Source organism: Arcicella sp. BE140, assembly GCF_031456255.1.
Taxonomy (GTDB): Bacteria; Bacteroidota; Bacteroidia; order Cytophagales; family Spirosomataceae; genus Arcicella; species Arcicella aquatica.
Window position 1 is genome coordinate 125,342 of sequence record NZ_JAVDUE010000008.1, and the last position, 26,406, is coordinate 151,747.

At 34.5% G+C, this 26,406-nt stretch carries 24 protein-coding genes; 6 read left to right on the forward strand and 18 right to left on the reverse strand.

Going from position 1 to position 26,406, the window contains the following annotated elements; genetic code table 11:
* Window positions 1-121: 121 nt before the first annotated feature.
* Window positions 122-463, reverse strand: a complete 342-nt coding sequence (locus tag J2Y60_RS12910) for a hypothetical protein (protein ID WP_309916225.1) — start codon at window positions 461-463, stop codon at window positions 122-124.
* Window positions 464-912: 449 nt separating this feature from the next.
* Here J2Y60_RS12910 and katG point away from each other — a divergent pair, with 449 nt between their 5' ends.
* Entirely contained in the window at window positions 913-3,147 is a 2,235-nt protein-coding gene (gene katG, locus J2Y60_RS12915; RefSeq protein WP_309916227.1) for a catalase/peroxidase HPI, read from the forward strand.
* 267 nt (window positions 3,148-3,414) lie between these two features.
* On the opposite strand, the gene J2Y60_RS12920 is transcribed toward katG, so the two are convergent.
* The 9 genes from J2Y60_RS12920 to J2Y60_RS12960 all read right to left on the reverse strand — a co-directional run bounded on the left by J2Y60_RS12920 (window position 3,415) and on the right by J2Y60_RS12960 (window position 14,542).
* On the reverse strand, window positions 3,415-4,566 hold the full coding sequence (locus tag J2Y60_RS12920) for an aldose epimerase family protein (RefSeq protein ID WP_309916230.1): 1,152 nt from the start codon (window positions 4,564-4,566) through the stop codon (window positions 3,415-3,417).
* A 410-nt stretch (window positions 4,567-4,976) separates the two neighbouring features.
* The gene (gene fsa / locus J2Y60_RS12925) at window positions 4,977-5,636 is read right to left on the reverse strand and encodes a fructose-6-phosphate aldolase (RefSeq protein WP_309916233.1); all 660 of its coding nucleotides are present in this window, start codon (window positions 5,634-5,636) and stop codon (window positions 4,977-4,979) included.
* Window positions 5,637-5,794: 158 nt separating this feature from the next.
* On the reverse strand, window positions 5,795-7,288 hold the full coding sequence (gene araA / locus J2Y60_RS12930; RefSeq protein ID WP_309916235.1) for an L-arabinose isomerase: 1,494 nt from the start codon (window positions 7,286-7,288) through the stop codon (window positions 5,795-5,797).
* A 48-nt stretch (window positions 7,289-7,336) separates the two neighbouring features.
* On the reverse strand, window positions 7,337-8,881 hold the full coding sequence (locus J2Y60_RS12935; RefSeq protein WP_309916238.1) for an alpha-L-arabinofuranosidase C-terminal domain-containing protein: 1,545 nt from the start codon (window positions 8,879-8,881) through the stop codon (window positions 7,337-7,339).
* Between the two features lie 133 nt (window positions 8,882-9,014).
* Window positions 9,015-9,713 (reverse strand): L-ribulose-5-phosphate 4-epimerase, encoded by a 699-nt coding sequence (locus J2Y60_RS12940; RefSeq protein WP_309916241.1) that lies wholly within the window; start codon window positions 9,711-9,713, stop codon window positions 9,015-9,017.
* A 270-nt stretch (window positions 9,714-9,983) separates the two neighbouring features.
* Window positions 9,984-11,630 (reverse strand): ribulokinase, encoded by a 1,647-nt coding sequence (locus J2Y60_RS12945; protein ID WP_309916243.1) that lies wholly within the window; start codon window positions 11,628-11,630, stop codon window positions 9,984-9,986.
* A gap of 117 nt (window positions 11,631-11,747) precedes the next feature.
* The gene (locus J2Y60_RS12950; RefSeq protein ID WP_309916246.1) at window positions 11,748-12,449 is read right to left on the reverse strand and encodes an NrtR DNA-binding winged helix domain-containing protein; all 702 of its coding nucleotides are present in this window, start codon (window positions 12,447-12,449) and stop codon (window positions 11,748-11,750) included.
* A 1,113-nt stretch (window positions 12,450-13,562) separates the two neighbouring features.
* On the reverse strand, window positions 13,563-13,940 hold the full coding sequence (locus J2Y60_RS12955; RefSeq protein ID WP_309916249.1) for a TY-Chap domain-containing protein: 378 nt from the start codon (window positions 13,938-13,940) through the stop codon (window positions 13,563-13,565).
* Between the two features lie 104 nt (window positions 13,941-14,044).
* Window positions 14,045-14,542, reverse strand: coding sequence for a glycine zipper family protein (locus J2Y60_RS12960; RefSeq protein ID WP_309916252.1), 498 nt, complete (start codon window positions 14,540-14,542; stop codon window positions 14,045-14,047).
* Between the two features lie 516 nt (window positions 14,543-15,058).
* Here J2Y60_RS12960 and J2Y60_RS12965 point away from each other — a divergent pair.
* Complete coding sequence (locus J2Y60_RS12965; RefSeq protein ID WP_309916256.1) at window positions 15,059-16,228, forward strand: heparan-alpha-glucosaminide N-acetyltransferase domain-containing protein; 1,170 nt, start codon at window positions 15,059-15,061, stop codon at window positions 16,226-16,228.
* Window positions 16,229-16,279: 51 nt separating this feature from the next.
* Here the strand turns inward: J2Y60_RS12965 and J2Y60_RS12970 are convergent, their stop codons facing one another.
* From J2Y60_RS12970 to J2Y60_RS12995, 6 genes are all read right to left on the reverse strand, one after another.
* On the reverse strand, window positions 16,280-16,450 hold the full coding sequence (locus J2Y60_RS12970; protein WP_309916260.1) for an Arc family DNA binding domain-containing protein: 171 nt from the start codon (window positions 16,448-16,450) through the stop codon (window positions 16,280-16,282).
* A gap of 3 nt (window positions 16,451-16,453) precedes the next feature.
* Window positions 16,454-17,308, reverse strand: a complete 855-nt coding sequence (locus tag J2Y60_RS12975) for an SPFH domain-containing protein (RefSeq protein ID WP_309916263.1) — start codon at window positions 17,306-17,308, stop codon at window positions 16,454-16,456.
* Window positions 17,309-17,485: 177 nt separating this feature from the next.
* Complete coding sequence (locus tag J2Y60_RS12980; RefSeq protein ID WP_309916267.1) at window positions 17,486-18,091, reverse strand: RDD family protein; 606 nt, start codon at window positions 18,089-18,091, stop codon at window positions 17,486-17,488.
* 58 nt (window positions 18,092-18,149) lie between these two features.
* Entirely contained in the window at window positions 18,150-18,800 is a 651-nt protein-coding gene (locus J2Y60_RS12985) for a hypothetical protein (protein ID WP_309916269.1), read from the reverse strand.
* A 123-nt stretch (window positions 18,801-18,923) separates the two neighbouring features.
* Window positions 18,924-19,742: an N-acetylmuramoyl-L-alanine amidase gene (locus tag J2Y60_RS12990; protein ID WP_309916273.1), complete on the reverse strand. Its 819-nt coding sequence runs from the start codon at window positions 19,740-19,742 to the stop codon at window positions 18,924-18,926.
* A 409-nt stretch (window positions 19,743-20,151) separates the two neighbouring features.
* Window positions 20,152-20,955, reverse strand: a complete 804-nt coding sequence (locus J2Y60_RS12995; RefSeq protein ID WP_309916276.1) for a Cof-type HAD-IIB family hydrolase — start codon at window positions 20,953-20,955, stop codon at window positions 20,152-20,154.
* Window positions 20,956-21,172: 217 nt separating this feature from the next.
* Here J2Y60_RS12995 and J2Y60_RS13000 point away from each other — a divergent pair, with 217 nt between their 5' ends.
* Both J2Y60_RS13000 and J2Y60_RS13005 read left to right on the forward strand, forming a co-directional pair.
* A complete protein-coding gene (locus tag J2Y60_RS13000) occupies window positions 21,173-21,565 on the forward strand; it encodes a hypothetical protein (protein WP_309916279.1) in 393 nt (130 codons plus the stop codon).
* Window positions 21,566-21,675: 110 nt separating this feature from the next.
* Window positions 21,676-22,686, forward strand: a complete 1,011-nt coding sequence (locus J2Y60_RS13005; RefSeq protein WP_309916281.1) for a glycosyltransferase — start codon at window positions 21,676-21,678, stop codon at window positions 22,684-22,686.
* Window positions 22,687-22,817: 131 nt separating this feature from the next.
* Here J2Y60_RS13005 and rfaD read toward each other — a convergent pair whose 3' ends face one another.
* On the reverse strand, window positions 22,818-23,783 hold the full coding sequence (gene rfaD / locus J2Y60_RS13010; protein ID WP_309916284.1) for an ADP-glyceromanno-heptose 6-epimerase: 966 nt from the start codon (window positions 23,781-23,783) through the stop codon (window positions 22,818-22,820).
* A 352-nt stretch (window positions 23,784-24,135) separates the two neighbouring features.
* On the opposite strand from rfaD, the gene J2Y60_RS13015 reads away from it, so the two are divergent.
* Window positions 24,136-24,558, forward strand: a complete 423-nt coding sequence (locus J2Y60_RS13015; protein WP_309916286.1) for a 6-carboxytetrahydropterin synthase — start codon at window positions 24,136-24,138, stop codon at window positions 24,556-24,558.
* Between the two features lie 87 nt (window positions 24,559-24,645).
* Window positions 24,646-25,758 (forward strand): lipid-A-disaccharide synthase, encoded by a 1,113-nt coding sequence (gene lpxB, locus J2Y60_RS13020; protein ID WP_309916288.1) that lies wholly within the window; start codon window positions 24,646-24,648, stop codon window positions 25,756-25,758.
* 45 nt (window positions 25,759-25,803) lie between these two features.
* Here lpxB and J2Y60_RS13025 read toward each other — a convergent pair whose 3' ends face one another.
* Window positions 25,804-26,361 carry a 1-acyl-sn-glycerol-3-phosphate acyltransferase gene (locus J2Y60_RS13025; RefSeq protein WP_309916290.1) on the reverse strand — a complete coding sequence of 186 codons (558 nt, stop codon included), beginning with the start codon at window positions 26,359-26,361 and terminating at the stop codon, window positions 25,804-25,806.
* Between the last annotated feature and the right edge of the window lie 45 nt (window positions 26,362-26,406).

Consider the following 26,406-nt stretch of genomic DNA (forward strand, 5'->3'; position numbering starts at 1 on the left):
GTACAATGATTTAATTTTAATTGCAATAAACCACAAAGTTAAGACATACTTGATAAAAAATAGTCTTATCGTTGATAATTACTACATTGGAGCAATAGTTTCTATTTGGCATTCTTTATGTTCATTCATCTTTTTTATCAATATCAAAAATATTTTTGTCCCATCCCCTGAAATCGTAATACTTGGATTTAGGTTCTCCTGTCCAGCCATTTATTCCTTTTCTAGGTAACAACACACCATGTACATAGAATACAGGAATAAATGTTAAACCTAAAATAGTTAGAGCCAATACCCTACCAAAGAATATTGATATTGAAACAATTATAGTAACTGTTACAAAATACTTTAACAGTTTTCTCCATTTAGGGCTTCTTTCCTCAAAATGTCCTAGGAAAATGTTTCCAAATAGAAAAATGAAAGTTACTAATGTTACATCAAACCAAATTGTGTTTATATCCCACATAGTTGTATATTTTTTTAAGTCTTATTTTTTTATTGAGGATGTTTAAGATTGTTTTTCTCTGCTAACTAATTAAAGTATCTCAGATATAATTCATGAAATAATTCTTTAATATCAATAATAAAATTTGCTACCACTCTCTTTGTCTGAATAATTTCGCTTGGTAATATAAATTTAAAAAAAGTTGTCGGTCTGATAAGCTGCTGATTGGTAATAATATAATGGAGAATATATTATTAAATTTTTGCCTACGCATTACAATATAGTAAAAAACTATATTAATATAAAAATTATCAATTTGATTTATAAAAATCAATTAACTAATTTTGACATGTAAATATTGAAAAATTAATATATAATCTTTGATATTTTATTTTTAATTTAAAGCCTTTAAAGCGAAAAATTACCAACTTTAGTTCAATTAATAAACAATATTATCAAAACGAATAAAAATGGAACAACACTCATCACATCACGCGTCTAACGGAGAAGCTAAATGCCCATTCCATCACGGAGCTACTGCACCAGTTAAACACAGTGCTGGCGGTGGCACCAGAAACCAAGACTGGTGGCCAAATCAGTTAAGATTAAATATCTTGCGTCAACACTCATCACTGTCTAATCCGATGGGGAATGATTTCAATTATGCAGAGGAGTTTAAATCACTCGATTTGAATGTTTTGAAACAAGAAATCTTTGATTTAATGACTACTTCGCAAGATTGGTGGCCAGCAGATTATGGTCATTATGGTCCATTTTTTATTCGTATGGCATGGCATAGTGCGGGTACATATCGTATTGCCGATGGTCGTGGTGGTGCTGGTTCGGGAAGTCAACGCTTTGCACCACTTAACAGTTGGCCAGACAATGGTAACTTAGATAAGGCGCGATTATTACTATGGCCAATCAAACAAAAGTATGGTAGAAAAATATCTTGGGCAGATTTAATGGTACTAACAGGAAACTGCGCTTTGGAATCGATGGGTTTAAAAACCTTTGGATTCGGAGGTGGTCGTGTGGATATTTGGGAACCAGAAGAAGATATATATTGGGGTGCAGAAGGCAAATGGTTGGATGACAAACGTTATTCTGGCGACCGTGAACTAGAGAACCCGTTAGCAGCTGTTCAAATGGGGCTTATTTATGTAAACCCAGAAGGCCCTAACGGAAATCCAGACCCATTAGCGGCAGCTCGTGATATTCGTGATACATTTGGTAGAATGGCAATGAACGATGAAGAAACTGTTGCATTAATAGCTGGTGGACATACTTTTGGTAAAGCACATGGTGCGGCCGACCCAAGTATATATGTTGGCCCAGAACCGGCTGCGGCTGGCATAGAAGAACAAGGACTTGGCTGGAAAAACACCTACGGTAGTGGTAACGCTGGTTCCACCATTACAAGTGGATTGGAAGGTGCTTGGAGCCAAACTCCAACTCAATGGAGCAACAATTATTTTGATAATCTATTTGGTTTTGAATGGGAACTTACCAAAAGTCCTGCGGGGGCACATCAATGGAAGCCGAAAGATAATGGTGGTTTAGGTTCGGTGCCAGATGCACATGACCCAAATACACGTCATGTCCCAATAATGTTTACTACAGATCTTTCCTTGAGAGTAGACCCTATCTATGAACCCATTTCAAGACGATTCCATGAAAACCCAGAAGCGTTTGCAGATGCCTTTGCACGTGCTTGGTTTAAACTAACGCACCGTGATATGGGACCAAAAGTGCTTTATCTTGGTTCAGAGGTACCAAATGAAGACCTTATATGGCAAGATCCAGTTCCTGCGGTAACTCATAAACTAATAGAAGAACAAGATGTTGTGGCGCTGAAAGGTAAAATCTTAGCATCTGGGTTATCTGTTTCAGAATTAGTTTCTACTGCTTGGGCATCGGCATCTACCTTCCGTGGTTCTGATAAACGTGGTGGTGCTAATGGTGCAAGGATTCGTTTAGCGCCACAAAAAGATTGGGAAGTTAACAATCCTGCTCAGTTGCAAAAAGTACTAACAATGCTTGAAAGCATTCAAGTTGAGTTCAATAATACTGCTTCAGACGGTAAGAAGGTTTCTATAGCCGACCTAATTGTGTTGGGGGGAGCAGTAGGGGTTGAGCAAGCTGCTAAAAATGCTGGTTACGACATCACAGTTCCTTTCAAAGCTGGACGTACAGATGCTTCGCAAGAGCAAACTGACGTAGAATCATTTGCTGTTCTTGAGCCAATTGCCGACGGTTTCCGTAATTACAAAAAAGGACACTATACTACTTCGTCAGAAGAAATGTTGATTGATAAAGCGCAGTTGATGACGCTAACTATCCCTGAAATGACGGTGCTAGTGGGCGGTTTAAGAGTGCTAAATGCCAATTTTGATGGTTCACATTACGGAGTATTTACAAAGCGTAAGGAAACGCTTACTAACGACTATTTCGTTAATTTACTAGATTTAGGCACAACTTGGAAAGCTACTTCAGAATATCAAGATGTATTTGAAGGGCGTAATCGTTTTACAGGCGAACTTAAATGGTCGGGTACGCGTGTTGACCTTATCTTTGGCTCAAACTCAGAATTGAGAGCTATTGCAGAGGTGTACGGATTCGCAGACTCTCAAGAAAAATTCGTTCACGATTTTGTAACTGCATGGAACAAAGTAATGAATCTTGACCGTTTTGATTTGGTTTAAGATTAATGAATAAAGCATCCGTTCATTTAGGTATTGTTAAAATATCTAAGTGAACGGATTTTTGTTTTACTTGGGAATTGTGGCAATTAAGTGCTGAGTTTAATGGTATAATTGAAGGTTCAGATAATACTTGCATAAATTGTTGCTTGATCGCTTAAATAGTATACCATTCACACAAAACAAAAACTGCTACAAAATCCCAATAAATGGAACCTTGTAGCAGTTTTTTATTTCAAAGCTCATCGCTCACAGCTGATAGCTAAAAACCTATTTCACCGAAAACTTATAAACTGTAGTAGTTTGGTACGTTTCGTTTGGTTTTAATACTGTGCTTGGGAAAGCAGCTTGGTTTGGCGAATCTGGGTAATGCTGTGTTTCAAGGCACAGACCTGAACGGTGTTTGTAAATAATACCGTTTTTCCCTTTGATAGTTCCGTCCAAGAAATTACCTGTATAGAATTGAATCGCAGGTTCAGTCGTCAAAACTTCTAATACTCTACCACTTGTTGGTTCATAAACTGTTGCCGCAGATTTCAACGTTTTAGTAGAATCTGTTAACACCCAACAGTGGTCATAACCACCACCAAATTTAATTTGTGTATCTGTCGTATCGTTGATACCTGCACTGATTTTCTTAGACTTCAAGAAATCGAATACATTACCTGCTACTGGTTTTAATTCACCTGTAGGAATCAATGTTTTATCTACTGGAAGGAATTTGTCAGCATTCAATGTTACTTCATGGCTTAAAATATCGCTATCTAAATTACCATTCAAGTTAAAATAGGTATGGTTTGTTAGGTTAATAACGGTTGTTTTATCAGTAGTTGCCTTATAATCAATCTTTAAAGAATTATCTTTTTGTAACGTATATACTACTTCTACTGATAAATTGCCTGGATATCCTTCTTCGCCATCTTTGGCAGTATAAGTCAATTTTAAGCTTGGTTCTTCACCTTCAATTGGTGTTGCTGTCCAAAGTACTTTATCAAAACCTTTCAATCCACCGTGTAAAGCATTTACGCCATTATTTTGTGCTAAAGAATAAGCTTTGCCTTCAAGGGTGAATTTACCATTGGCAATTCTGTTGCCATATCTCCCGATTAAAGCCCCGAAATATGGAACACCTTTTACATAGCCAGCAACTGAATCACAGCCAAGAATCACATCTTCAAATTCACCTTTTTTGTTAGGGGCTGTCCATGAAACAACAGTTCCTCCAAAATTTGAAATTTTCACTTCCATACCAGCAGCATTTTTCAAGGTATAAAGTTCTGTTTCTTGTCCGTCTGGGAGTTTCCCAAAGCTTACTTTTTCAATCATATTATTGTTGTTTTCTTTTTTTGAGGTATCGCAAGATGTCATACTAACACAAGCTAATAAGAACAAAACAGCAGCTGTTTTTACTTGTTTTTTCATTGTTAAATATTGTTTTTGAGTTTATTTTTAATTTTTATGAAATCAAACTAAGATTATGATGGCTAATCACACTGTTGACAAACTTATGAAGTATCATGTAAAAACATCATGCTCATTGTTTCATAATGTATTCAAAAACGTCATTAATTGCTAAAGATTAATGACGTTTTGAATTAAGTGTGAGGATAATATTTACAACTCGGTATTAGTATTACGAAGCATTTAATTATGATATGAATATTGTAGTGGCAACTCTCGCAGTTGCCGTTTCAAGTGTAGCAACTGCAATAGTTGCCGCTACATTATAATTAATATTGTGCTTTTTTATACTTTATCATACCAATAAAATAGGTAATGACAAACCTTCGTATAGTACTAACCCAGCACTCACAATTCAGCACTCCTCATTCTTATAGTCCAGCAGATTTCTTATGGTCTGCTAAGAATTTAGCCAAACCACTATCTGTTAATGGATGATTCAATAAGGCAAGAATGGCACTTAACGGACAAGTAACTACATCTGAACCCAATTCGGCACATTTCAAAATATGGATTGGATTACGAACAGAAGCCGCTAAGATTTCAGTTTCAAAACCATAGTTATCAAAAATCAATCTGATTTGCTCGATTAATTTGATACCGTCCATTGAAATATCATCTAAACGACCCACAAACGGAGAAACATAAGTAGCGCCTGCTTTGGCTGCTAATAATGCTTGTCCAGCCGAGAAGATTAATGTACAGTTGGTTTTGATACCGATGCTTGAAAAATATTTGATAGCTTTGATACCATCTTTGATCATCGGAATTTTTACCACAATATTTGGGTGAAGAGCTGCCAAGGCAAGACCTTCAGCAATCATTCCATCATAATCAGTTGCAATTACCTCCGCAGAAATATCTCCATCAACAATATCACAAATTGCTTTGTAATGATTGATTACGTTTTCATGTCCACTGATATTTTCTTTAGCCATTAAAGATGGATTAGTAGTTACGCCATCTAAAATACCTAAATCGTATGCTTCTTTAATTTCAGCCAGATTGGCTGTATCGATAAAAAATTTCATTTGCTTGTGTTTTAGTGCTTTCGCAAGATTATCAATTGATTATTGAAATTACTAGTAAATAAAGGGTTTTTCCGTCAGACGCTTCATTAAGTTTTTATTAACTCAAGAAGATTGATACCTCTCAGACGAGAGGTACCAATACAAAAACCCAATTTTATTTATCTTCTATAAAACATTGAATTCCAACGCAATTCATTTTTGAATTGGTACAAATCTGTTTTATCATTAATCAATACGTATTCTATACCTGCGATTTCAGCGAAATCTGCATAGAATTCTTGTGTAAGTGCCTGTGAATAAACAGTATGGTGTGCCCCACCTGCCAAAATCCACATTTGTGCCGCGGTTTTCAAATCAGGCTTAGTTTTCCATAATACACGTGCTACTGGTAATTTTGGTAATTCTGCGGCTGGCTCGATAGCCTCCACTTCGTTAACAATTAAACGGAAACGTCCGCCCATATCAACCATTGATGCATTTAACGCAGGACCAGCAGGAGAGTTGAACACTAAACGAACTGGGTCTGCTTTGCCACCAATACCTAATGGGTGGATTTCGCAAGTTGGTTTACCTGAAGCAATGGTAGGACAGATTTCCAACATGTGTGAACCCAATACTTGGTTGTTGTTTGGCGAGAAGTGGTAGGTATAGTCTTCCATAAACGAAGTACCACCTACTAAGCCCGCTGCCATTACTTTAGAAGTACGTACCAATACAGACGTTTTCCAGTCGCCTTCGCCACCGTAACCGTATCCATCGGCCATCAAACGTTGAGAAGCAATACCTGGTAATTGAACCATTCCGTGCAAATCTTCAAAAGTATTGGTATAACCTTTGAAGTTTCCTTGTGTAAGGAATGAACGTAAACCAGCTTCAATTCTAGCAATTTCAATTAAACTACTTCTTTGACCACCATTTACTTTCAATGAATCCATCAAAGTATATTGTGCTTCATATTCTTCAATGAGGGCATTAATAGCAGCGTCGCTCACTGAATTGATGATGCCTACTAAATCACCTACAGGGTGTGTATTGACAGAGTATCCAAATTTGATTTCAGCTTCTACTTTATCGCCTTCTGTTACGGCTACAAAACGCATATTATCACCAAAACGAGCGAATTTAGCACCTTGTAAATCGTTCCAACCTGAGGCTACTCTACTCCAAACGTTGATTCTTTCATGAACCTCTTCGTCTTGCCAGTGACCAACAACTACTTTACGAGCGATACCCATTCTAGCCCCGATGAAGCCGAATTCACGGTCACCATGTGCAGATTGGTTCAAGTTCATAAAGTCCATATCGATATCAGCATACGGAATTTCAGCATTGAACTGAGTATGTAAATGACAAAGTGGTTTACGTAAAATTTTCAAGCCATTAATCCACATTTTTGATGGCGAGAAAGTGTGCATCCAGCAAATCAAACCGATACATTTTGCATCAGAGTTTGCTTGAATTGCCATATTGTATATTTCCTCTGGCGTTTTTAAAACAGGCTTAAATACAACAGTTACTGGAATTTTTGAAGACTTGTTGAGGGCTTCAGCAATAATTTTAGAGTGTTCATCCACTTGTTTAAGTGTTTCTTCTCCGTAAAGATGTTGGCTACCTGTAATGAACCAAACTTCGTTTTGTTTTAAGTCAATCATTTTAATAAATATAATTTGGTAAGCACCAGAATGTTATGTGTGATATAATTATTTTAATTCCAATACAGCTACTGAAAATGCTGGTAATTTTACTTTTAATTGATTACCCGAAATCGTTGCTCCTGAAAATGCCTTTGGTTGAATTTTATTAGGATTTTCAAATGAATTGAAGTCTCTTAATTTTTCAGAAGCCAAAATTCTTCCTGAAACCGAAACGTATTTAGTACCTTTTAAATCAATTGTGATTTCTTGAGGATTCTTAGGGTCAACATTTGTTAAAGAGATGTGTGTTAAACCTTTAGCATCTTTTGAAGCCGAAACGGAAACCGCTGGTAATTTTTCTCCTTCAAATACAAAATCGTTAGATTTTACTTTGATTGGTAGCAAAGTAGCATCTTGGTGAACATTATACATTTCCATTACATGGTAAGTAGGAGTGAGGATCATTTTCTCCTCTTTGGTAAGGATAACTGCCTGCAAAACATTTACAACCTGTGCTAAATTCGCCATTCTGATACGGTCTGCATGGTTATTGAAAATGTTCAACGTAGCCCCTGCAATCATGGCATCTCTCATGGTATTTTGTTGAAACAAGAAACCCGGATTTGTACCATTTTCTACATTATACCAACCGCCCCATTCGTCAACTACTAAAGCAACTTTCTTTTTAGGGTCGTACTTGTCCATTACTGCTGAATGTTTTGTTACCAATTCATCCATCAACAAAGCTTGTTGCATTGTTTTGAAATACTCTTTATCAGTATATTCTGTAGCAGAAGTTTTTTTACCTTCGCCCCAGCTTAAAACTGAATAATGGTGAATAGCTACACCTTCAAGCATTTGATGAGGAATGTTTTTCATCAACGTTTCTGTCCATTTATAATCTGCATCGCTTGCACCAGAAGCTACTCTGAAAAGTCCTTTTTTATCTGCTCCTGCCATGAAAGTAGCATACTGACGATAGATGTTAGCATAATATTCAGCTGTCATATTTCCACCACAACCCCAAGCTTCGTTACCTACTCCCCAGATTGAAACATTCCAAGGTTTTTCACGACCATTTTGCTCACGCAATTTTGACATTGGACTTGTTCCTGCACCCAAGTTTATATACTGAGTCCAGTCTTTCAATTCTTGTACAGTTCCACTACCTACATTACCTGAAATATATGGTTCAGTACCCAATAGCTCGCACATATTCAAGAAATCGTGTGTACCAAAAGAATTATCTTCAGTAACACCACCCCACCAAGTATTGACCATCGCTGGGCGTTGAGCTTTAGGTCCAATACCATCTTTCCAGTGATAAGTATCAGCAAAACAACCACCTGGCCAACGTAGGTTAGGAATTTTTAATTTTTTAAGCGCTTCAATAATGTCTAATCTTACACCATCTTTATTTGGGATTTTTGTATTGTTTTCACCGACATAAAAACCGCCGTAGATACACGTACCTAAATGTTCGGCAAAATGCCCATAAATGTGTTTGTTAATCGTTACTTTGCCTGAATCAGCTTGCAATGTTGCAGTATTTTGAGCATTTCCTATGAAAGAAAGCCCCAAACAAGCCATTGCCAATAGTTGTTTTTTCATCGATTTTTTTGAGGATTTAATTGGAATAATATTGTTGTATTAGTTGTGAATTAGTGAATGGTGAGTTGTGAATGTAAGTGTGGTATAAGTGTTAAATTTTACTCCACATTCCGCACTAAAAACTCTTCAATCATCAACATCCTTGTCCATAATAAGCACTTACACCGTGTTTACGCTCGTAATGCTTTTCAATAAGCGTATCTTTCAAACGGTTTACTCGTGGGTTCAACGTACAAGTAAGGTAAGCCATTTGAGCAACTGCTTCTAAAACACCTGCATTATAAACAGCTTTTTCGGCGTTTTTACCCCATGTAAAAGGAGCGTGATTTCCCAAAAGCACCATTTCTACTTCTTTATAAGAAAAACCCTTTTTCTCGAAATGATTCATAATTTGGAAACCCGTTTCGTATTCGTAATCTCCTTTAATCATTTCATCACTCATAGGGGGAGCGCACGGTACATCCACCGTCAAATGGTCGGCATGAGTAGTCCCTAAAATAGGAATATCCATCTGAGCCTGTGCGAATGAAGTAGCATAAGTAGAGTGCGTATGAACAATAGAACCGATTTCTGTCCAATGCTTATACAACACTGCATGCGTTTTAGTGTCAGAAGAAGGACGGAAAGTGCCTTCCACCACTTTAGCATCAAAATCGCAAATTACGATTTGGTCAGCCTGTAGAGATTCATAAGGTACGCCACTAGGTTTAATAGCAAAAACACCTTTTTCTCTATCTACAACACTTACATTTCCGAAAGTAAATACAACCAAACCCAATTTAGGAAGTTGCATATTTGCCTCAAAACAGGCTTGTTTAATGTCTTGATACATGATTAATTATAAGTTGTGAATTGTGAGTCTTGAATACACAAGACTCACAATTCCTTCTATCTCAAAATCTTACTTCTTATTTATTTTATCTTCAAGTCTTCAAATATTGTATCCGCCAGTCCTCCAGTCTTCAAATCTTGTGTCTAGCATGTGAAGTCTATCACTCTAACGTCTTAAAGTCCTCCAGTCTTCAAATCTTGTGTCTAGCGTCTAAAGTCTACCAGTCTAACGTCTTAAAGTCCTCCAATCCTAAGTCCTAAAGTCCCAAAATCAAACTGTCTGCGATTCAACAAAAGCTCCTAAAGCCTCATATTTTTGATAAAGCTTTGCATATAAAGCCACGTTTTCTGCAATAGGGAAATATGTTTTATCAAAACCATTACCCATCGCCGAAACGGCTGTGTTAACATCTGGATGAATGCCCGCGGCTACGGCTGCATACATGGCAGCTCCCAAAGCAGGCGCTTGTTCAGAAGTAGCGATTTTAACAGGCATATCTAATACGTCAGCAAGCGTTTGCATCACAAAATCAGATTTTTTAGCTACACCACCCATACCAACAATCTGTTTGATATCAACACCTTCGTTTTTAAAACGATCAACAATAGCTTTTGAGCCAAAACAAATAGCCTCGACCATAGCTCGGAAAATAGCAGGGGCATCTGAACCCATGCCCAAGCCTATGATAGCCCCTTTCAATGCTTGGTTAGCATCAGGTGTTCTTCTACCATTTACCCAGTCTAAGGCAACTACATTCTTTTCAGAAATTGGTATAGACGAAGCTGCTTTTGAAAGACTTACAATGATAGAATCTTCAATTTGTTGTTTAATTTCTGGTGCAATGTCAGCGTTTTGAACTGACCACATTGTCAAGTTTTTAAACCAAGCTAATAAGTCGCCAAAAGCAGATTGCCCTGCCTCTAAGCCCAACATTCCTGGGATGATAGAACCATCCACCTGTCCACAAATACCACGAACCAATTTGTCGCCAATTTCATCAAAAGGAGCAACCATCATGTCGCAAGTAGAAGTACCCATTACTTTTACCAACGTAGCAGATTCAATTTCAACACCCACTGCACCAGCGTGTGCATCAAAAGTTCCTACAGAAATGATAGTATCAGTAGTTAATCCTAATTTATCAGCCCAAGCTTGGCATAAATTGCCCATTGAAACATCGGCTGTATAAGTGTCTTCAAATAGTCGTGAACGCAATGCTGCCAAACGACTATCAAATTTTCCTAAATATTCTTCAGAAGGCAAACCTCCCCATGATTCATGCCACATGGCCTTATGCCCTGCCGCACAACGACTTCTCTTTACAGCATCAACATCATCACTACCAATTAATACCGCAGGAATCCAGTCACAATGCTCCATCCATGAATAAGCAGATGTTGCAATGCTATCGTCTTCACGCGTAATGTGTAAAATTTTTGCCCAAAACCACTCCGAAGAATAAATTCCACCTTCAAACTGAGTGTAGTCAATACCACCCCAAGTACGAGAAACCTGATTGATTTCAGCCGCTTCGTTGACAGAAGTATGGTCTTTCCAAAGCACAAACATCGCATTTGGATTTTCTTCAAACCCAGCTGTTAATGCCAATGGGGTACCAGATTTGTCAACCGCAACAGGAGTAGAGCCTGTGGTATCCACTGAAATACCTTTTACTGATGATGGATTTACAGATGGGGCTTTTGCTAAACAATCTTTGATGGTACTTTCCAACCCTTCAAGGTAGTCTAAAGGGTGTTGGCGGAACTGGTTTTTAGCTGGAATACAATATTTTCCAGCTTTCCATCTTGGATAATAAAAAACAGATTGGCTAATTTCTTTACCGTTTGAAGTATCAATTAATACCGAACGAACAGAGTCTGTTCCATAATCAACACCGATGACGTATTGGTTTTTCATTGGTTAAATAATTTTTCGTGTCATCATGACACAATTGTAATAAAAGTTATTAAAAAACATATTTATGAGGTAAATAGATAACATGATTGAAGCAAATCGTGAATTTTTCAAATCATTTTACCATTTAAAATCAGAAATAAAGTTGTGAAAATCGTTGAAATTGTTTTTATATTTTTCGGCGTCGAGCTGATAAAGCATAGCTTTTTTGGTGGCAGAATTTTCATTTTTCTCACCTGTATCAATTAACAAACCTGTTGAAATGATTTTTCTGCTAAAATTCCTACGATCAAGATTCATATCATAGATGGCTTCATACAGTTTTTGTAATTGAGGAATCGTGAATTTTTCAGGTAATAGTTCAAAACCTAAAGGATGTAAAGCGGCTTTGTAGCGTAACTGTGAAAGCGCCATATTCACCATTTTGTTATGATCAAAAATTAAATCAGGTTTGTCTTTAAAATTGAACCAATATCCATTCATCGAACGTGATAGCTCAGAATCGTGAGCGTGGATATTAATCAAAGCAAAAAAACTAACAGAAACAGTACGCTCTACTGGGTCACGGGTAATTTCCCCAAAAGCATGGAGTTGTTCCATGTATACATTTTCAAGCCCTGTTAATTCATTCAATACTCTTTTTGCTCCTTCTTCTAAATCTTCAGTTTCATTTAAAAATCCTCCCATCAACGACCATTTTCCTTTTTCAGGTTCAAAGTTTCGTTTAATCAAGAGTAATTTTAATTCTTCACCATCAAAGCCGAAAATTATGCAGTCGATGGCTAAGAGAATCCTTGTATCATGTGTGTATTTTAGAAGCATTTCTGTTGTATTAAATAGATTGTGTAAATGTAACACAATTTATTTAATACAACAAATTCTTTTAAAAAGAAAATAATTTCTTAAAGTTAAGAAATTGATTTATAAAAAATTATGATTAAAACTTTTTTTTGTGGACAAAAGAAAATCTCTTCATCTATCAATGTTTGTAATAAACGCTTGATACACAAAGAGATTTTATGGAGTAACTTTTATTTAAGCCTACAGGACTAAACCTTTAAAAATTTTTGATTTTCATCAATGGTTTTATCATTTGACTGAACAATAAAAAATTTGGCGCCACAGCTTGGGCAACTATAATATTTTATGTTTGAGAAGTAAGAAAGAAATAACTTAATATAAAAAGGTCTCTTTATCCTATCGCAGTGCAAGTTCCCACAACTAGGGCATTTGTTAACAGATGTCTTTCTTAAAAAATAGAACAAAAGAAAGAATGCCTGTAGAGCTAATATTGCCAATACTGACAATACAAGCGGATTGTTTAATAAGCTTGTCATAATTTATTGTGTGTGTGTTAATGGGTGGAAGTTGAATTTAACATTCAAATCCTAGGTAAAAGTTTAAATATAAATGGTTAGTTATTCAACAAAAGAATGAAAAAAATTAACTTATGATATCTTTATATTCGTTTTTAATTCTCGTAATAATTAAAAAATAAGAGACAAATTTGTCTATAAATCAGAGGTTTATACTCATCTTATCACAAGTTAATGATAAACTTTCCATAATTGTATTTCTGCTAATTTCAATATTTTTTTTAAAATTACAATATCAAAAAGCCTAAATTTTGGTTTTTAAGCCTTAAAATGGTCAAAAATTTATTAGCTGGTACTTTTTTTCAATGATTAGATTTATATTATATTAATATAGCTTGAATATATATTAATATATTAGTGTAGACTATACACGATTTTACTTTGAAGTTTTTAGTAGAAAGATTATGAGACAAAAATAAACCAATAAATTTTATAGGAGGTTAAGAAATTAATAAGAATAAATACTTAGGTGAAGGTGCGTGAAAAATCTTAGAAAGAGAGCATAAAAATGTATTTAGCATTAAGGTAATAATTTAATTTTTCTAAGAAATTATTTTCATTATTCTAAATGGAACTGAAAAGATTCTTTAGTAATATTTTCAGATAAATAAACTTCTTTAATAGTAGAAGCTAAAAAGTTTGTTAAATAATCGATTGAAGCATTATTATCAGCAGGAAGTTCAAGAAAAAAATTAACATTACTTTCTGTAGGCTGATGCCAGCCAATTTCTTTTAATTTATTTAATTGGTCGGTCGAAAGTTTACTTGCTTGTGATAAATATTGATTAGAAACAGCTTCACAAAATACATCTTCTGCACCTTTGGAGCTAGCAGCTTGAATATAATAATCTTTAGTAATGTCTATTACAAAGTAATTGCTGTCGCCACCTTCTTTAAGTATTTTATTAATGGCTGTTTTGATAAGTGATTGATTCATGCTTATGGTTTTTTTGCAAAGTTAAAGCGAATACAATAAAAAACGTCAAAGATTTTTATTAGATAAAAAACCTTTGACGTTTTTATGGATAACAAAATTATATGCTAATTTTTAGGTTTGTTTTTAGCATCTATAATTGCACCTGTTCCTGCACCCAAACCTGCACCAATAACTCCACCAATTAATGCTCCCTTTAAAGGCTTGTTATTTCTTGAAATAACAGCACCTGACACAGCACCCACACCTGCACCAATTAATGCTCCTTTAACAGCACCACTCATTTTTTTCTTTTTGACAACTGTTGAAGAACTAGTAGTACTTACATTCTCGGTAGTAGTTTTTTGACCTCCTGCCGAAACCTTGCTTGATACGCTTTTTGTGCTTTTTAATTCCTGCACATACTTAATAGAATCATTACTTGCTTGTTTAGCGGCCTCAATTTTCATAGAGTCAATAGCCATTTGCTTTGCTAGTTTAAGTGCCTCAACGTTTTGTATCGAATCGATAGCCATTTGTTTTGCTTGCTCTATTTCTGTTTTAGAGGTTGAATTACATGAAACCATCATAAATAAAGCAGATAGAATAATTAGTACGTTTTTCATAAATATAAATTGTTTGATTTTAATATATTAAAACCGTTAAAAAAGCGTTCCAGTAGTTTTATTAGATAAGTGTGGAAAAAAATACACACTATGTTGGAGGTTTTAAAAACCAATAATAGCCTGTTTGATAAAGTAACTTTCATAAATAAGCCAAGACGAAATGAAAATTTGTTTGACATCAAGGAAGGTGAAATTGAAGAAATAGTAGAAGAATAGGGAGGAGGTTGAAAACTTGTTATTGAAGCGGTTTAAACTTTCGGTTTCTGAGATGAATGTATTGTATTGTTGAATTGATTTTTTCAAAATTTACGAAGCATATCATAGCTACGTTGAGTAAATTTTGGAACAAGTTATTCTAAAAGACTTCGTTTAACCCGAAATGGAAAGTTTAAACAGCTTCATTATAAAAGTATTGTTATTTCACTGTAAACTTAATGCACTAGATAAATTTTTTATTTATTCCATTTTTGATTAAAAGAATAATTATCATAAATTTAAAAATAAACATTTTAATTTATGAATAAGCGTATACATTCAATTGACTTTATGAGAGGTTTGGTTATGGTAATTATGGCTTTAGATCACGTTAGAGATTTAATGCACGTAGATGCTATCACACAAAACCCAACAGATTTGGTTACAACTACTCCATTTCTGTTTTTCACTCGTTTTATTACTCATTTTTGTGCACCTACCTTTGTTTTTTTATCTGGTACTTCAGTGTATATATCTCTCAAGAACAAAGAAAATATAGGACAAGCCCAATGGTTTTTATTAAGTCGAGGGTTATGGTTAATATTATTAGAATACACTATCGTAAACTTTGGAATTTGGTTTGATATCAATTTTGGAATTATATTATCACAGGTAATTGCAGCCATCGGTTTTGGGTTTGTGTTGTTAGCAATTTTATTGAGGTTACCTGCCAAGGTACTTGGTATATTGGGTTTATTGATTATACTTACGCATGATTTAATAACACCACTGCCTTCTGGTATTCAAAACCCTGATTTAAAGTTTGTTGCGACTTATCTTTTTGCTTTAAATGCATTCCCATTGATGCCAGATTTTACCTTTGTTGTTTCATATCCTATTATTCCTTGGTTTGGAATTATGCTAGTAGGATATGCTGCAGGGCTTATTTTTGATTATCCTCTCCAAAAAAGAAAGAGGACTTTGTTGGCAATAGGTGCTTCAATGCTGGTAATTTTTGCTGTGGTAAGGTATACTAATTTATATGGAGATTTGAGCAAATGGGCGGTACAGAAAAATGCTACCTATACTTTTCTATCTTTTATCAATGTAAGCAAATATCCTCCTTCATTTTTATATACATTCCTTACGTTGGGAGTGATGATTGTGGTGCTTTCTTATGTTGGGGGACTAAAGGGCAAGTTTGTGAAAATAATTTCAGTTTACGGTAAAGTCCCTTTATTTTACTACCTAATACACTGGTATCTTATTCATGTATTAATGATAGGCATGTTGTTTATACAAGGTTTTACATGGGAAGAAATGAATTTTGCAAACTTTACTTTTGGTAGACCAACAGGTAAGTCAGGGATTGAATTATCAGGAATTTATGTAGTATGGATAAGCATTGTAGTGTTGATGTATCCTCTTTGTGAATGGTATGGCCGTTATAAGGAAGACAATTCAGAAAAGAAATGGCTTCGCTATTTATAAAAATGATAAGGGCTAAAATCACCATTGATTTTAGCCCTTATCATTTCACCTTTAATTTCTTGAATTATCCTTATTTTTTATCCTTTTGGCATCTTTCAGGCTTTTATTCAACATCCATTCAATTTGCCCATTCACACTTCTGAATTCATCTGCTGCCCATTTTTCAATGGCTTTCATCATTTCAGCATCTATTCGCAAGGCAAAAGATTTTTTTTCAGCCATAACTTATTGATTTAAAGTGCCTGTATTGATTACAGGCTTGGTTTCGCTGTCGCCACATAAAACAACCATTAAATTACTTACCATTGTTGCTTTCTTGTCTTCATCAAAAGTAATAATATTTTTAGCACTTAATAAACTTAACGCACTTTCTACCATACTAACGGCACCTTCTACAATTTTATGACGCGCCGCCACGACAGCAGAGGCTTGTTGACGTCTTAACATGGAATGTGCAATTTCAGGCGCATAAGCTAGATAGGCGATTCTAGCCTCTATTACTTTGATACCTGCAATTTCTAATCTTTCCGTTACTTCGTTTTCAAGAGCATTATTGATGTCATCAAAGTTGGTACTCAACGTTATTGTTGCCATTTCATCCTCAAAATGATCGTAAGGAAAAGAGCCTGCTAATTTTCTAACAGCCGAATCTGTTTGAATTTTAATAAAACTGGTATAATTATCAACTTCAAAAATAGCTTTAAAGGTGTCCTCTACTTTCCACACTAAAATAACACTTATTAAAATAGGATTCCCCATTTTATCATTCACTTTTACCTTATCGCTTTCAAAGTTTCTAGCTTTCATTGATAAACTTGTACGAGTATAGAAAGGGTTAATCCAGAATAAACCATTTTGTTTAATTGTCCCTTTATAATTACCAAACAACAAAAGTACCTTAGCAGTATTCGGACTAATGATAATAAACCCTTTTGCTATCAATAAAAGCAAAATACAAGCAACAACTGCATCAAATGGATGTTTGTAAACAATCCCGAAAATCAATAACCCAAAACTTAATAATAAAACAAAAAGAGCAACGTATCCATTAAATGGATTAATGTTTTTTTCAGTGTTCATAGAAGTGATTATTTTGATATTAAAATGATATTACAATAGTAGTATAATTTGTATTCACAAATGACTGTCATTGTATTAAATATCAATAAAATAGGATGAGTGGTTAATGAGATAGATTAATGTGGTGGCACAAAAAAATCCTTCAAATATCTTGAAGGATTTTAATGATTTTAGTGTTTATTTTTGGTCAAAATCTTCAACAACTACAGTTTGGGAAAGGTAATCATGCCAAGCTCGTTTGTGATTAATTAATATGGATAGTCCATCCAAAGGAATGAGCCTACAAATAGACCTTGTGGTAATGTGATTCCATGTTAAATTTCCTCCAGCTATCGTAACAGTTTTTGTTTTGGTTAAATATTTTGCTATTGTTTTTCCGTAAATTTTCTCTAGGAAAAAATAATTTCCAATAAAAATAGCTAGGCTTAAGAACATTATAAAAGTAGAGTCTTCTAATTCAAAGAAAAGAATTAGAAAAAATATCAATCCGTATGTCAATAAAAAATCAAAAATACGATTTAACCCTCTTGCTGGAATTTTAGCATAAATAAAGGAATTATTATCAGGAAGCAACACCGCTAATTCTTCTTTATCTATCTTTTTAGGTTGAGTTAATATTTCCTCCTCATTTGGTATATTGATTGCTAAGCCTCTTTTGTTAATCTCTGTTCTAAGAATTTCTCTTATTTCTGGTGTCAAATCATACACATCTCTGGCAATGATTTTTATTCTACCGTCATCAAATGAGCTGTAATTTTCAATGAGTTGTTCTCTGGTAAGCATAAAAAAAGATTTAAGGTTAATAGTGTGGTTATTGATGTTTGAAATACTAAAATTGCATTTAATCTTCTTTAATTAGCCAATAGATTGTGTAAATTACTAGAAGTATTGAGCCTAAAATTATAATCCTTTTTCCATGCGCTCTATCTTTTTGTTGGTAGATATAAACTCTATCACCATTGGGAAGCGTTTTTTTGGTTGACATAAGATCCCAACCGATAGTAATACCAAGAAGCCCTCCTACAATTGCAAAAAAATATCCCCAAAAAATTTTTGAACTTTGTTCGGGTTCAGGTTGCATCATGTCTTTGATTCTACTCGTATTCAAAGAATCAATAAAGTCTTTATCTATTTGCTTTCCCCTTTCTGTTAATATTTTTTTAGCTAGCTCATAATCAAAAGCAGACCATTCATCGGCTTTCAGGAGTATTTCATAAAGTTCAGTATCATTAAAATCAATAAGGTAATATGAGCGGTCAACTTCTTGAATATTTTTTGAAGCTAAGTCACGTTGTATATTGTTTACTTCAAGGAACTTGTCAGCTGGAATTTTAACAATAAATTTAGGAAGAGCTATCGTCGATGTATAGGAATTCGAATTAGGACGATAATTTTCTGTTTCATATTGAATATTATTATCGTCTAAGATTTGAAGTAATTCATTGAATTCAAGTTCATTATTGAACTCACGGAAGGTTAGGAATTGGTGCATTTACTGAAATAAGTGGGTTGTTATATGATAGTTATTAGGATAGTAATAGCAATATAGCAAAAATAAAAATTATTAATGCGTCAACATAATCATTTAATATTTTGACGCATTAATAGTTGATAATTACTTAACCAAATATTTCGAACTTACCCAGCCTTCTATATCATTTAGCCCATGAACGGTGTCTAATACCTCTACAAAACTCCACGTTCCTTCACGTTTCAATACAGTTACTTTTGTATTGGCTGGTAGCATATCTGTAATGGTTTCAAACTGTGTTCCTGCTCCTTTACGAATATTTACTTGTGTGCTTGTCTTATACAAATCCAAAGTAGCATCTTTACGGCCCATTGCTTTAGCTTTAAAGCTTGTCATCGGAAAAGCGGAACCTGGGTCGGTTTTTCTAAAAGGAGCGATGTCTTCATGACCTATTACATCTTTTAATTGATAAGTTTTTACTAATAAACTGGCAACATCTATCGCTACTGACAATTGTTTTTCTGAATATTCTTGCCATCCATTTTCAGCTGTTTCATTTTTATGTTTGGCAACAATTACATCATCGTCAGGTACAGTAGTTTTATCTACTGGACAAACCCATTTTCCGCCTTGTTTAGCTAATTTCCCGCCGTTTACCAACTCTATGCCTATTGAATAACTATTTAGCCCATTCAAGCCATTCCATTGACTTACACCAGCATGCCACGTAATGATATTAAAAGGGGCAAACTGTGTAATCGTACCGTCTCTATCAATCACCAAATGGGCAGAAGCTTTGGCAGTAGGATTCAGAAACCAAGCAATAGAGCCTGAAGCTTTAGTAGCTGCGGTATAATGCATTACTAAATAAGATGGAGTGTATTTTCCTGCTTTATTAGGAGTAGGGCGATAGCTTACTTGCTTACTATCATCAGTGTAAAGTAAATGATTTAGGATTTTCATAGTCGTAACAGTTTTGAGAAAAGGAGTTTAAAAGATTCTTAATTCAGAAAGGAAATCAGATATGCTTCTTATTGATAATCAATGATTTGATACAAGTAAAACTATATATTTATCCTACTCAGGTCAAATAAAACATAGGTTTTTGCGTCTAATTTTTATTAAACGGTAGTTTAGTATAGGTTGTGTTAAATTTGGTAAGGCTGTATAGAGATATTGAGCAGAAATAATTAGGACAATGGGAGGGAGGAGGAAAAAACGGTTTGATGAATTGGTATATCAGATACCAATTCATCAAACCGTTAAGTAGTAATTTCTAAGTAATTTATGTACAATAAATAATGTTAACGTATATCTCATATTTTAAGCCGTAGTGTCAAAAAGCTTAAAACTCATCACTCATAGCTTTTCCTTAATTCAATATAAAGCGTTCAATTACTTCAGCTACGCCATTATCATTGTTAGAAGCTACAATCACATCTGCTTTATGGCGAATTTCAGGCGTCACGTTATCAACCCATACACCTAGTCCAGCATATTCAATCATTGATAAATCGTTGTTGGCATTACCCACCGCTATGATTTCATCAGCCTGAATATTCAGTCTTTCTGCCAATCTTGCTAAACTAGCGGCTTTATCGATACCTTTCTGCATGATTTCTAAGAAAAAAGGCTTAGAAGTCGTGATACTTTTATGATTAATCTGGGCTTTTAATTTTGCACCGACACTCGCCAAGTACTCAGGTTCTTCAAGCATCAGGCATTTTACCGAAGGGGCTGTGATAGCCTCCTTAAAATTGGCTACTTTACGGAGTGGCATTCCAGTAAGGCGAGCTTCTAAATCAATATATTCCGATTCAGATTCCGTAATAATTGCCCCATCGTGATATGCTAAAATGTGTACATTATTTTCCACACTAAAATCATACAACTCATGAATATGCTCGGTACTAATACTTTGCTCGAATAGTACTTCGTTGTTTGACATATCAGTAATCACACCGCCATTATAAGACAAAATGTATGAGCCGTAGCTATCTAAAGATAAATCTTTGGCATAAGTTGTCATAGCCGGAGTAGGTCTGCCAGAAGCCAAAACCACATAAACACCCTTTTCTTGGGCTTTTAGAATCATCTCTTTATTCTTATCAGAAATCAGATGTTCATCAGAAAGTAGGGTGTCGTCCATGTCCAACACCAACATTTTATATTTCATTTGTAAGGATTTTTCTGCAAATTACAACGCAAGTACTTATGAGCTTACATTATCTAAAAAAGTTTATATAGTTTCCTGATATTAAGTAATATGTAAGAAACACTGGCATTCAATTTTAGTGTTTAATAGTAATCAATAAATTATATCAAGGAATGAGTTGAAGTGATTAATCACTAAATCACTCATTCGCTCACTCACTCAATTATTTTAAGCAAACATGAAAAACTCAATTTATCTATTTTTAATTGGTACAATACTATTTACATCATGTGGGAATAATGCTGAAGTGCAAGCCCTCAAACAAGAAAATGCTGCACTGTCTGAACAGTTAAAAGCAATGAAAGCAAACGGTTTTGCCAATGCTCCCAAGTATATACTAAAGATACGCTTGAAACAATCTCATTTTTCGTTAAGTATCAAAAAACACATTAAGGATGCTGTAAATGCTGTCGAGTTTGAATTACCCGTAGATAAAGAGTTTTTTGATTCTGTTTCTGAAGGAACAGAACTAATCGATAAATTTAGATTTGGGTCGTTTGTTTTGTATGGTAGCTTTGGTGATTGGGAAATGACTGTCAAGGAGAAAGAGGTGAGACAACCCAAGGCTTAATTATTATTATCTTAGTTAATAAACACAATGTAACAAAATGTATTATTGCACATTTTGTTACATTGTATACAAAAAACAGCGAAATTTGCCTTCAAATTTAAAAATCCCTGATGCGCAAATATTCTATTATTATTCCTGTTTATAATCGTCCAGATGAAGTGGAGGAGTTACTTCAATGTTTGGTTAAGCAAACATATACACATTTTGAAGTAGTGATTATTGAAGATGGTTCGGTTACTAAATGCGAGGAGGTTGTAAAAACATTTAAAGAAAAGCTGGATATTCATTATTATTACCAACAAAATACTGGGCAAGGCTTTGCCCGTAATACGGGTTTCAGTAAAGCTACAGGCGAGTATTTTATCATTCTAGATTCAGATGCATTGATTGAAAATGATTACTTATCTATCGTTGAGAATCAATTAAATACCGAATATTTAGACCTCTACGGGGGACCTGACCGAGACCACCCGAATTTTACACCTATCCAAAAAGCCATTAGTTATTCTATGACTTCGATTTTTACGACAGGAGGAATCCGTGGAAGTAAAAAGAATTTAGGGGGTACTTTTCACCCAAGAAGTTTTAACATGGGGCTTTCAAGAGAGGTATATGAAAAAACAAAAGGCTTTATCATTACCCGAATGGGCGAGGATATCGAATTTAGTATCAGGGCTATTTCACTAGGCTTTAAGTCTGGGCTAATTCCAGAGGCTTTTATTTACCATAAACGAAGGACTAGTTTTATTCAATTCTATCGTCAGTTAAGATTTTTCGGTAAAGCGCGTATCAACATTAGTCGATATTTTCCCAAAGAATTAAAATTAGTCCATACTTTTCCAATGGTTTTTACACTGGGATGCTTCTCGATACTATTGTGGTATTTTATTTTTACGCCCTTCTTTTATCTAGGAATCATTATTTTAGGCATTTATGTATTGCTTAATTTTCTTGATTCAACGTTTAAGAATAAAAGTATTGAAGTGGGTTTACTTAGCATTATTGCCGTATTTGTACAGCTAATAGGCTATGGAGTAGGTTTTATGAGCGAAGGATGGAAGAAACTCTTTGAAGATAAAGGCTTTAAACAAACAGGAGAACAAATAGAATATCCTTCATAAGAAAGATTTGTGAATGATGTAGTATACTTTACATAGACTACCAAATAGAAATTCCAAGTTGAAACCTCAACTTGGAATTTCTATTTATTGTTTGCTCATTGCTGATAGCTCAAAACTCACAGCTAATTACACTAATAATATTGCTCGACAGCTAAATAATTTTTAACATAATCATTCACACCATCTTCTAAAGTTGTAAAGTTTTTATCATATCCTATTGATTGAAGTTTCGACATATTTGCTTCTGTAAAATATTGATATTTATCTCTAATATCTTCAGGAGTATCTATAAATGAAATATTTTCAGGAACATTCAAGGCTTTGAATGTATTTTTAACCAAATCTAAGAAAGTCCGTGCATTGCCAGAACCAAGGTTGTAAACGCCAGAATTACGACGATGATGCATCAAATAAATGCATACCTCTACTACGTCCTTTACATATACAAAATCGCGCATTTGCTCTCCATCTTTATAGTTTTCATTGTGCGATTTGAATAGCTTCATCATACCAGTATTTTTAATCTGGTTGAAGGTATGCCAAATGACAGAAGCCATTCTGCCTTTATGAAATTCATTTGGTCCATAGACATTGAAAAACTTTAAGCCAGCCCAAAAAAATGGTTGTTCTTCCTGTTTTAAAGCCCAAATATCAAAATCATTCTTAGATTCTCCGTAAGGATTCAAAGGCTTTAATTGAGGAATTAAAGACTCGTTGTCGTCATAACCTAATTCACCTAATCCATAAGTAGCTGCTGATGAGGCATATACTAAAGGGATTTGATAGTCATGACATTTCTTCCAGATTTTCTTTGAGTAGTTCAAATTCAATTTATTGAAAATATCAACATTGAATTCTGTAGTATCTGTTCTCGCACCGATGTGAAAACAAAACTCAACTTCCTGATAATTTGCGTCTAGCCATTCAAAAAAGTGTTCTCTGTCCACCCTTTCTTGAATTTTTTTACCATCAAGATTTTTATTTTTCTGTTCGTCAGAAAAATCATCAACGGCGATGATATAATTGAAATTATCTTGATTCAAACGCTGAATCAGGCAACTTCCAATAAATCCTGCGGCACCCGTAACAATAATCATAGAGTAGCAATTATAATAATTGTATTTATACGTGTTAGGTAAATTTAAAAAACTATCAAAATTAAAATTAAGTTTCCATTTAAACTATACACAGATTTTGGAAAAAATATAATTTTTCAAAGATTTGTGTGAGTTTTTTACTTTTATAATTAAGTTCTTTACTGATTTTGTTCAAAAACGATAAGTAAAAATGCTTAATCTTTAAAATTGAATTTATTCATGAAAGCCTGATATTCGCAGATTTAATTTTTTTGAAAATAAATTCATTGTAATTTTACGGACTATTCATATTTATAGGTATCCATTGCTATTGTTTTCCCAATGATGCCTTCACTTGTAAACACTGAAAACAATGGTTTATGTAAGTCGTAAAGAGTATTTTAATGCCGCACACAGGTTGTACAATCTGAGCTGGTCAGAGGAAAAGAATCGTGAAGTTTTTGGGCCTTGTGCTAATGTAAACTGGCACGGTCATAATTTTGAATTGATTGTTACCGTAAAAGGCAAACCCGACCCTGATACTGGTTTTGTAATTGATTTAAAGGTGTTAGGTGATATCATCAAACAAGAAGTTATTGAGAAAGTTGATCATAAAAATCTTAATCTTGATGTAGATTTTATGCAAGGCAAAATGGCAAGTTGCGAAATTTTTGTCATGGAGATTTGGAAAATATTAGCCCCTAAAATTTCAGAAGCTTCGTCTACTGCTAAATTGTATAGCTTAAAATTGTACGAGACTCAAAAGAATTTTGTAGAATATTTTGGGGAAGAATAACGCTTATTTTGAATGTCGGATTTAAAGATGAAGTACTAATCATCACCCAAAATAGTTAGGAATCCGAAATCTGCAATCCAAAATCAAATGAAATATTATATCATCGCTGGTGAACGTTCGGGAGATTTACACGGCTCGAATTTGATTAAAGGTATTCGTAAACATGACAATGCTGCTGAAATCCGAGCTTGGGGAGGTGATATGATGCAGGGTGCTGGTGCCGAAATTGTAAAACATTACAAAGACCTTGCCTTTATGGGATTTTTCGAGGTTGTAAAAAATCTTCCTACGATTATTGGCTTTTTTAATTTTTGTAAAAAAGATATTTTAGCTTTTCAGCCCGATGTAGTTATACTGATTGATTACGCAGGTTTTAATATGCGTGTCGCCAAATTTGCTAAATTAAAAGGCATCAAGACATTCTATTATATTTCGCCAAAGGTATGGGCTTGGAATCAATCACGTGCCTTGAATCTGAAAAAGTATGTGGATAGATTATTCGTCATTTTCCCTTTTGAAAAAGACTTTTTCAAAAAGTATGATTATGACGTTGATTATGTAGGGAATCCATTGTTTGATGCCATTGCAGACTTTCAGCCTGCCCAAGATTTTAGGAAAGAAGCACGACTAGGTCAGAAACCTATCATCGCTTTGTTGCCGGGTAGTAGAAAACAAGAAATTGAAGGAATGTTATCCGTTATGCTTACACAAGTGTATTTATTTCCTGACTATCAATTTGTTATTGGTGCGGTATCTAATTTACCTAAGGAGTTGTATGCTCGTTGGCAATCTATTTTTCCTGTAAAAATTGTGGTTGATGATGCTTATAATCTATTGTCAGTAGCTGATGCCGCTTTGGTTACTTCGGGTACCGCGACGCTTGAAACCGCTTTGTTTAATATTCCCCAAGTAGTTTGTTATCGTGGCGGCTGGGCAGCATATCAGGTATATAAACGAGTGATTAGAGTACCATTTGTATCGCTAGTGAATTTGATTGCAGGACGAAAAGTGGTGACGGAATTACTTCAATATGATTTGACCAAAGATAATCTACAGGCTGAATTGACCAAAATAACATTGAACAAAGAAAGTCGAGAAGAACAATTAAAAGGCTACGAAGAAATTAGGAATTTACTCGGCACAAAAGGAGCTTCTGAAAAAGCGGGTGCTTTGATGGTAAATTATTTGAAACAATCATAAAAACTATAACAAAAAAGGCTTCACTTAGTGAAGCCTTTTTTGTTATTAATATTTTAAGTAATTACTTACCCAGCTTTTTTTATAACCACCAATCTTATCGAAGAACAAAGCAATTTGCTTTAAATCGGCATGAGAATCAGACGTTGTATAAAAAGGCTCGCTGATAACAATTGCTTTGATAGAATAATCAAAACCAATCATCACAATAGGAATATTGGCATTTTTTGCGATAAAATAAAAGCCCATTTTTAATTTATCAACATCTTTTCTAGTCCCTTCAGGCGCAATTACGAGGTGTAACTCTTCTTTTGAATTATATAAAGTAGTGACAGCTTTAACGACCTGATTATTGCTTGAACGATCTACAGGGTAACCACCTAGCCAATAAAACATCCAGCCAAATGGTCCTTCAAATAATTCTTTCTTACCTAAGAACCCCATTTTTACACCAATGGCAGCTCTAGCACCAATTCCCACAGGAAAATCTACTGATTTTGCATGAGGAGCAACTATCAAAATACTTTTTTTAATATATTTTGGAAATTCGCCAACAAGTTTCCAACCTGCTAACTTGAAAAGGAATTTGAATAAAAAATTAAACATTTTAAGGAGCAATGAAAATTAAGTTTTGTGTAACAGACTTTCGTT

Excerpts from the sequence above, each read along its gene's own strand:
- araA (WP_309916235.1), bottom strand. The coding sequence starts at position 7,288 with ATGATTGACTTAAAACAAAACGAAGTTTGGTTCATTACAGGTAGCCAA.
- J2Y60_RS12960 (WP_309916252.1), bottom strand. The coding sequence starts at position 14,542 with ATGAAAAACGTACTAATTATTCTATCTGCTTTATTTATGATGGTTTCA.
- J2Y60_RS12955 (WP_309916249.1), bottom strand. The coding sequence starts at position 13,940 with ATGAATCAATCACTTATCAAAACAGCCATTAATAAAATACTTAAAGAA.
- J2Y60_RS13015 (WP_309916286.1), top strand. The coding sequence starts at position 24,136 with ATGGTTTATGTAAGTCGTAAAGAGTATTTTAATGCCGCACACAGGTTG.
- J2Y60_RS12995 (WP_309916276.1), bottom strand. The coding sequence starts at position 20,955 with ATGAAATATAAAATGTTGGTGTTGGACATGGACGACACCCTACTTTCT.
- J2Y60_RS12980 (WP_309916267.1), bottom strand. The coding sequence starts at position 18,091 with ATGCTTACCAGAGAACAACTCATTGAAAATTACAGCTCATTTGATGAC.
- fsa (WP_309916233.1), bottom strand. The coding sequence starts at position 5,636 with ATGAAATTTTTTATCGATACAGCCAATCTGGCTGAAATTAAAGAAGCA.
- J2Y60_RS12920 (WP_309916230.1), bottom strand. The coding sequence starts at position 4,566 with ATGAAAAAACAAGTAAAAACAGCTGCTGTTTTGTTCTTATTAGCTTGT.
- J2Y60_RS12975 (WP_309916263.1), bottom strand. The coding sequence starts at position 17,308 with ATGAACACTGAAAAAAACATTAATCCATTTAATGGATACGTTGCTCTT.
- J2Y60_RS12910 (WP_309916225.1), bottom strand. The coding sequence starts at position 463 with ATGTGGGATATAAACACAATTTGGTTTGATGTAACATTAGTAACTTTC.
- J2Y60_RS12940 (WP_309916241.1), bottom strand. The coding sequence starts at position 9,713 with ATGTATCAAGACATTAAACAAGCCTGTTTTGAGGCAAATATGCAACTT.
- J2Y60_RS12970 (WP_309916260.1), bottom strand. The coding sequence starts at position 16,450 with ATGGCTGAAAAAAAATCTTTTGCCTTGCGAATAGATGCTGAAATGATG.
- J2Y60_RS12950 (WP_309916246.1), bottom strand. The coding sequence starts at position 12,449 with ATGCTTCTAAAATACACACATGATACAAGGATTCTCTTAGCCATCGAC.
- J2Y60_RS13025 (WP_309916290.1), bottom strand. The coding sequence starts at position 26,361 with ATGTTTAATTTTTTATTCAAATTCCTTTTCAAGTTAGCAGGTTGGAAA.
- J2Y60_RS12965 (WP_309916256.1), top strand. The coding sequence starts at position 15,059 with ATGAATAAGCGTATACATTCAATTGACTTTATGAGAGGTTTGGTTATG.
- J2Y60_RS12985 (WP_309916269.1), bottom strand. The coding sequence starts at position 18,800 with ATGCACCAATTCCTAACCTTCCGTGAGTTCAATAATGAACTTGAATTC.
- katG (WP_309916227.1), top strand. The coding sequence starts at position 913 with ATGGAACAACACTCATCACATCACGCGTCTAACGGAGAAGCTAAATGC.
- J2Y60_RS13005 (WP_309916281.1), top strand. The coding sequence starts at position 21,676 with ATGCGCAAATATTCTATTATTATTCCTGTTTATAATCGTCCAGATGAA.
- J2Y60_RS12990 (WP_309916273.1), bottom strand. The coding sequence starts at position 19,742 with ATGAAAATCCTAAATCATTTACTTTACACTGATGATAGTAAGCAAGTA.
- J2Y60_RS12945 (WP_309916243.1), bottom strand. The coding sequence starts at position 11,630 with ATGAAAAACCAATACGTCATCGGTGTTGATTATGGAACAGACTCTGTT.
- J2Y60_RS12935 (WP_309916238.1), bottom strand. The coding sequence starts at position 8,881 with ATGAAAAAACAACTATTGGCAATGGCTTGTTTGGGGCTTTCTTTCATA.
- lpxB (WP_309916288.1), top strand. The coding sequence starts at position 24,646 with ATGAAATATTATATCATCGCTGGTGAACGTTCGGGAGATTTACACGGC.
- rfaD (WP_309916284.1), bottom strand. The coding sequence starts at position 23,783 with ATGATTATTGTTACGGGTGCCGCAGGATTTATTGGAAGTTGCCTGATT.
- J2Y60_RS13000 (WP_309916279.1), top strand. The coding sequence starts at position 21,173 with ATGAAAAACTCAATTTATCTATTTTTAATTGGTACAATACTATTTACA.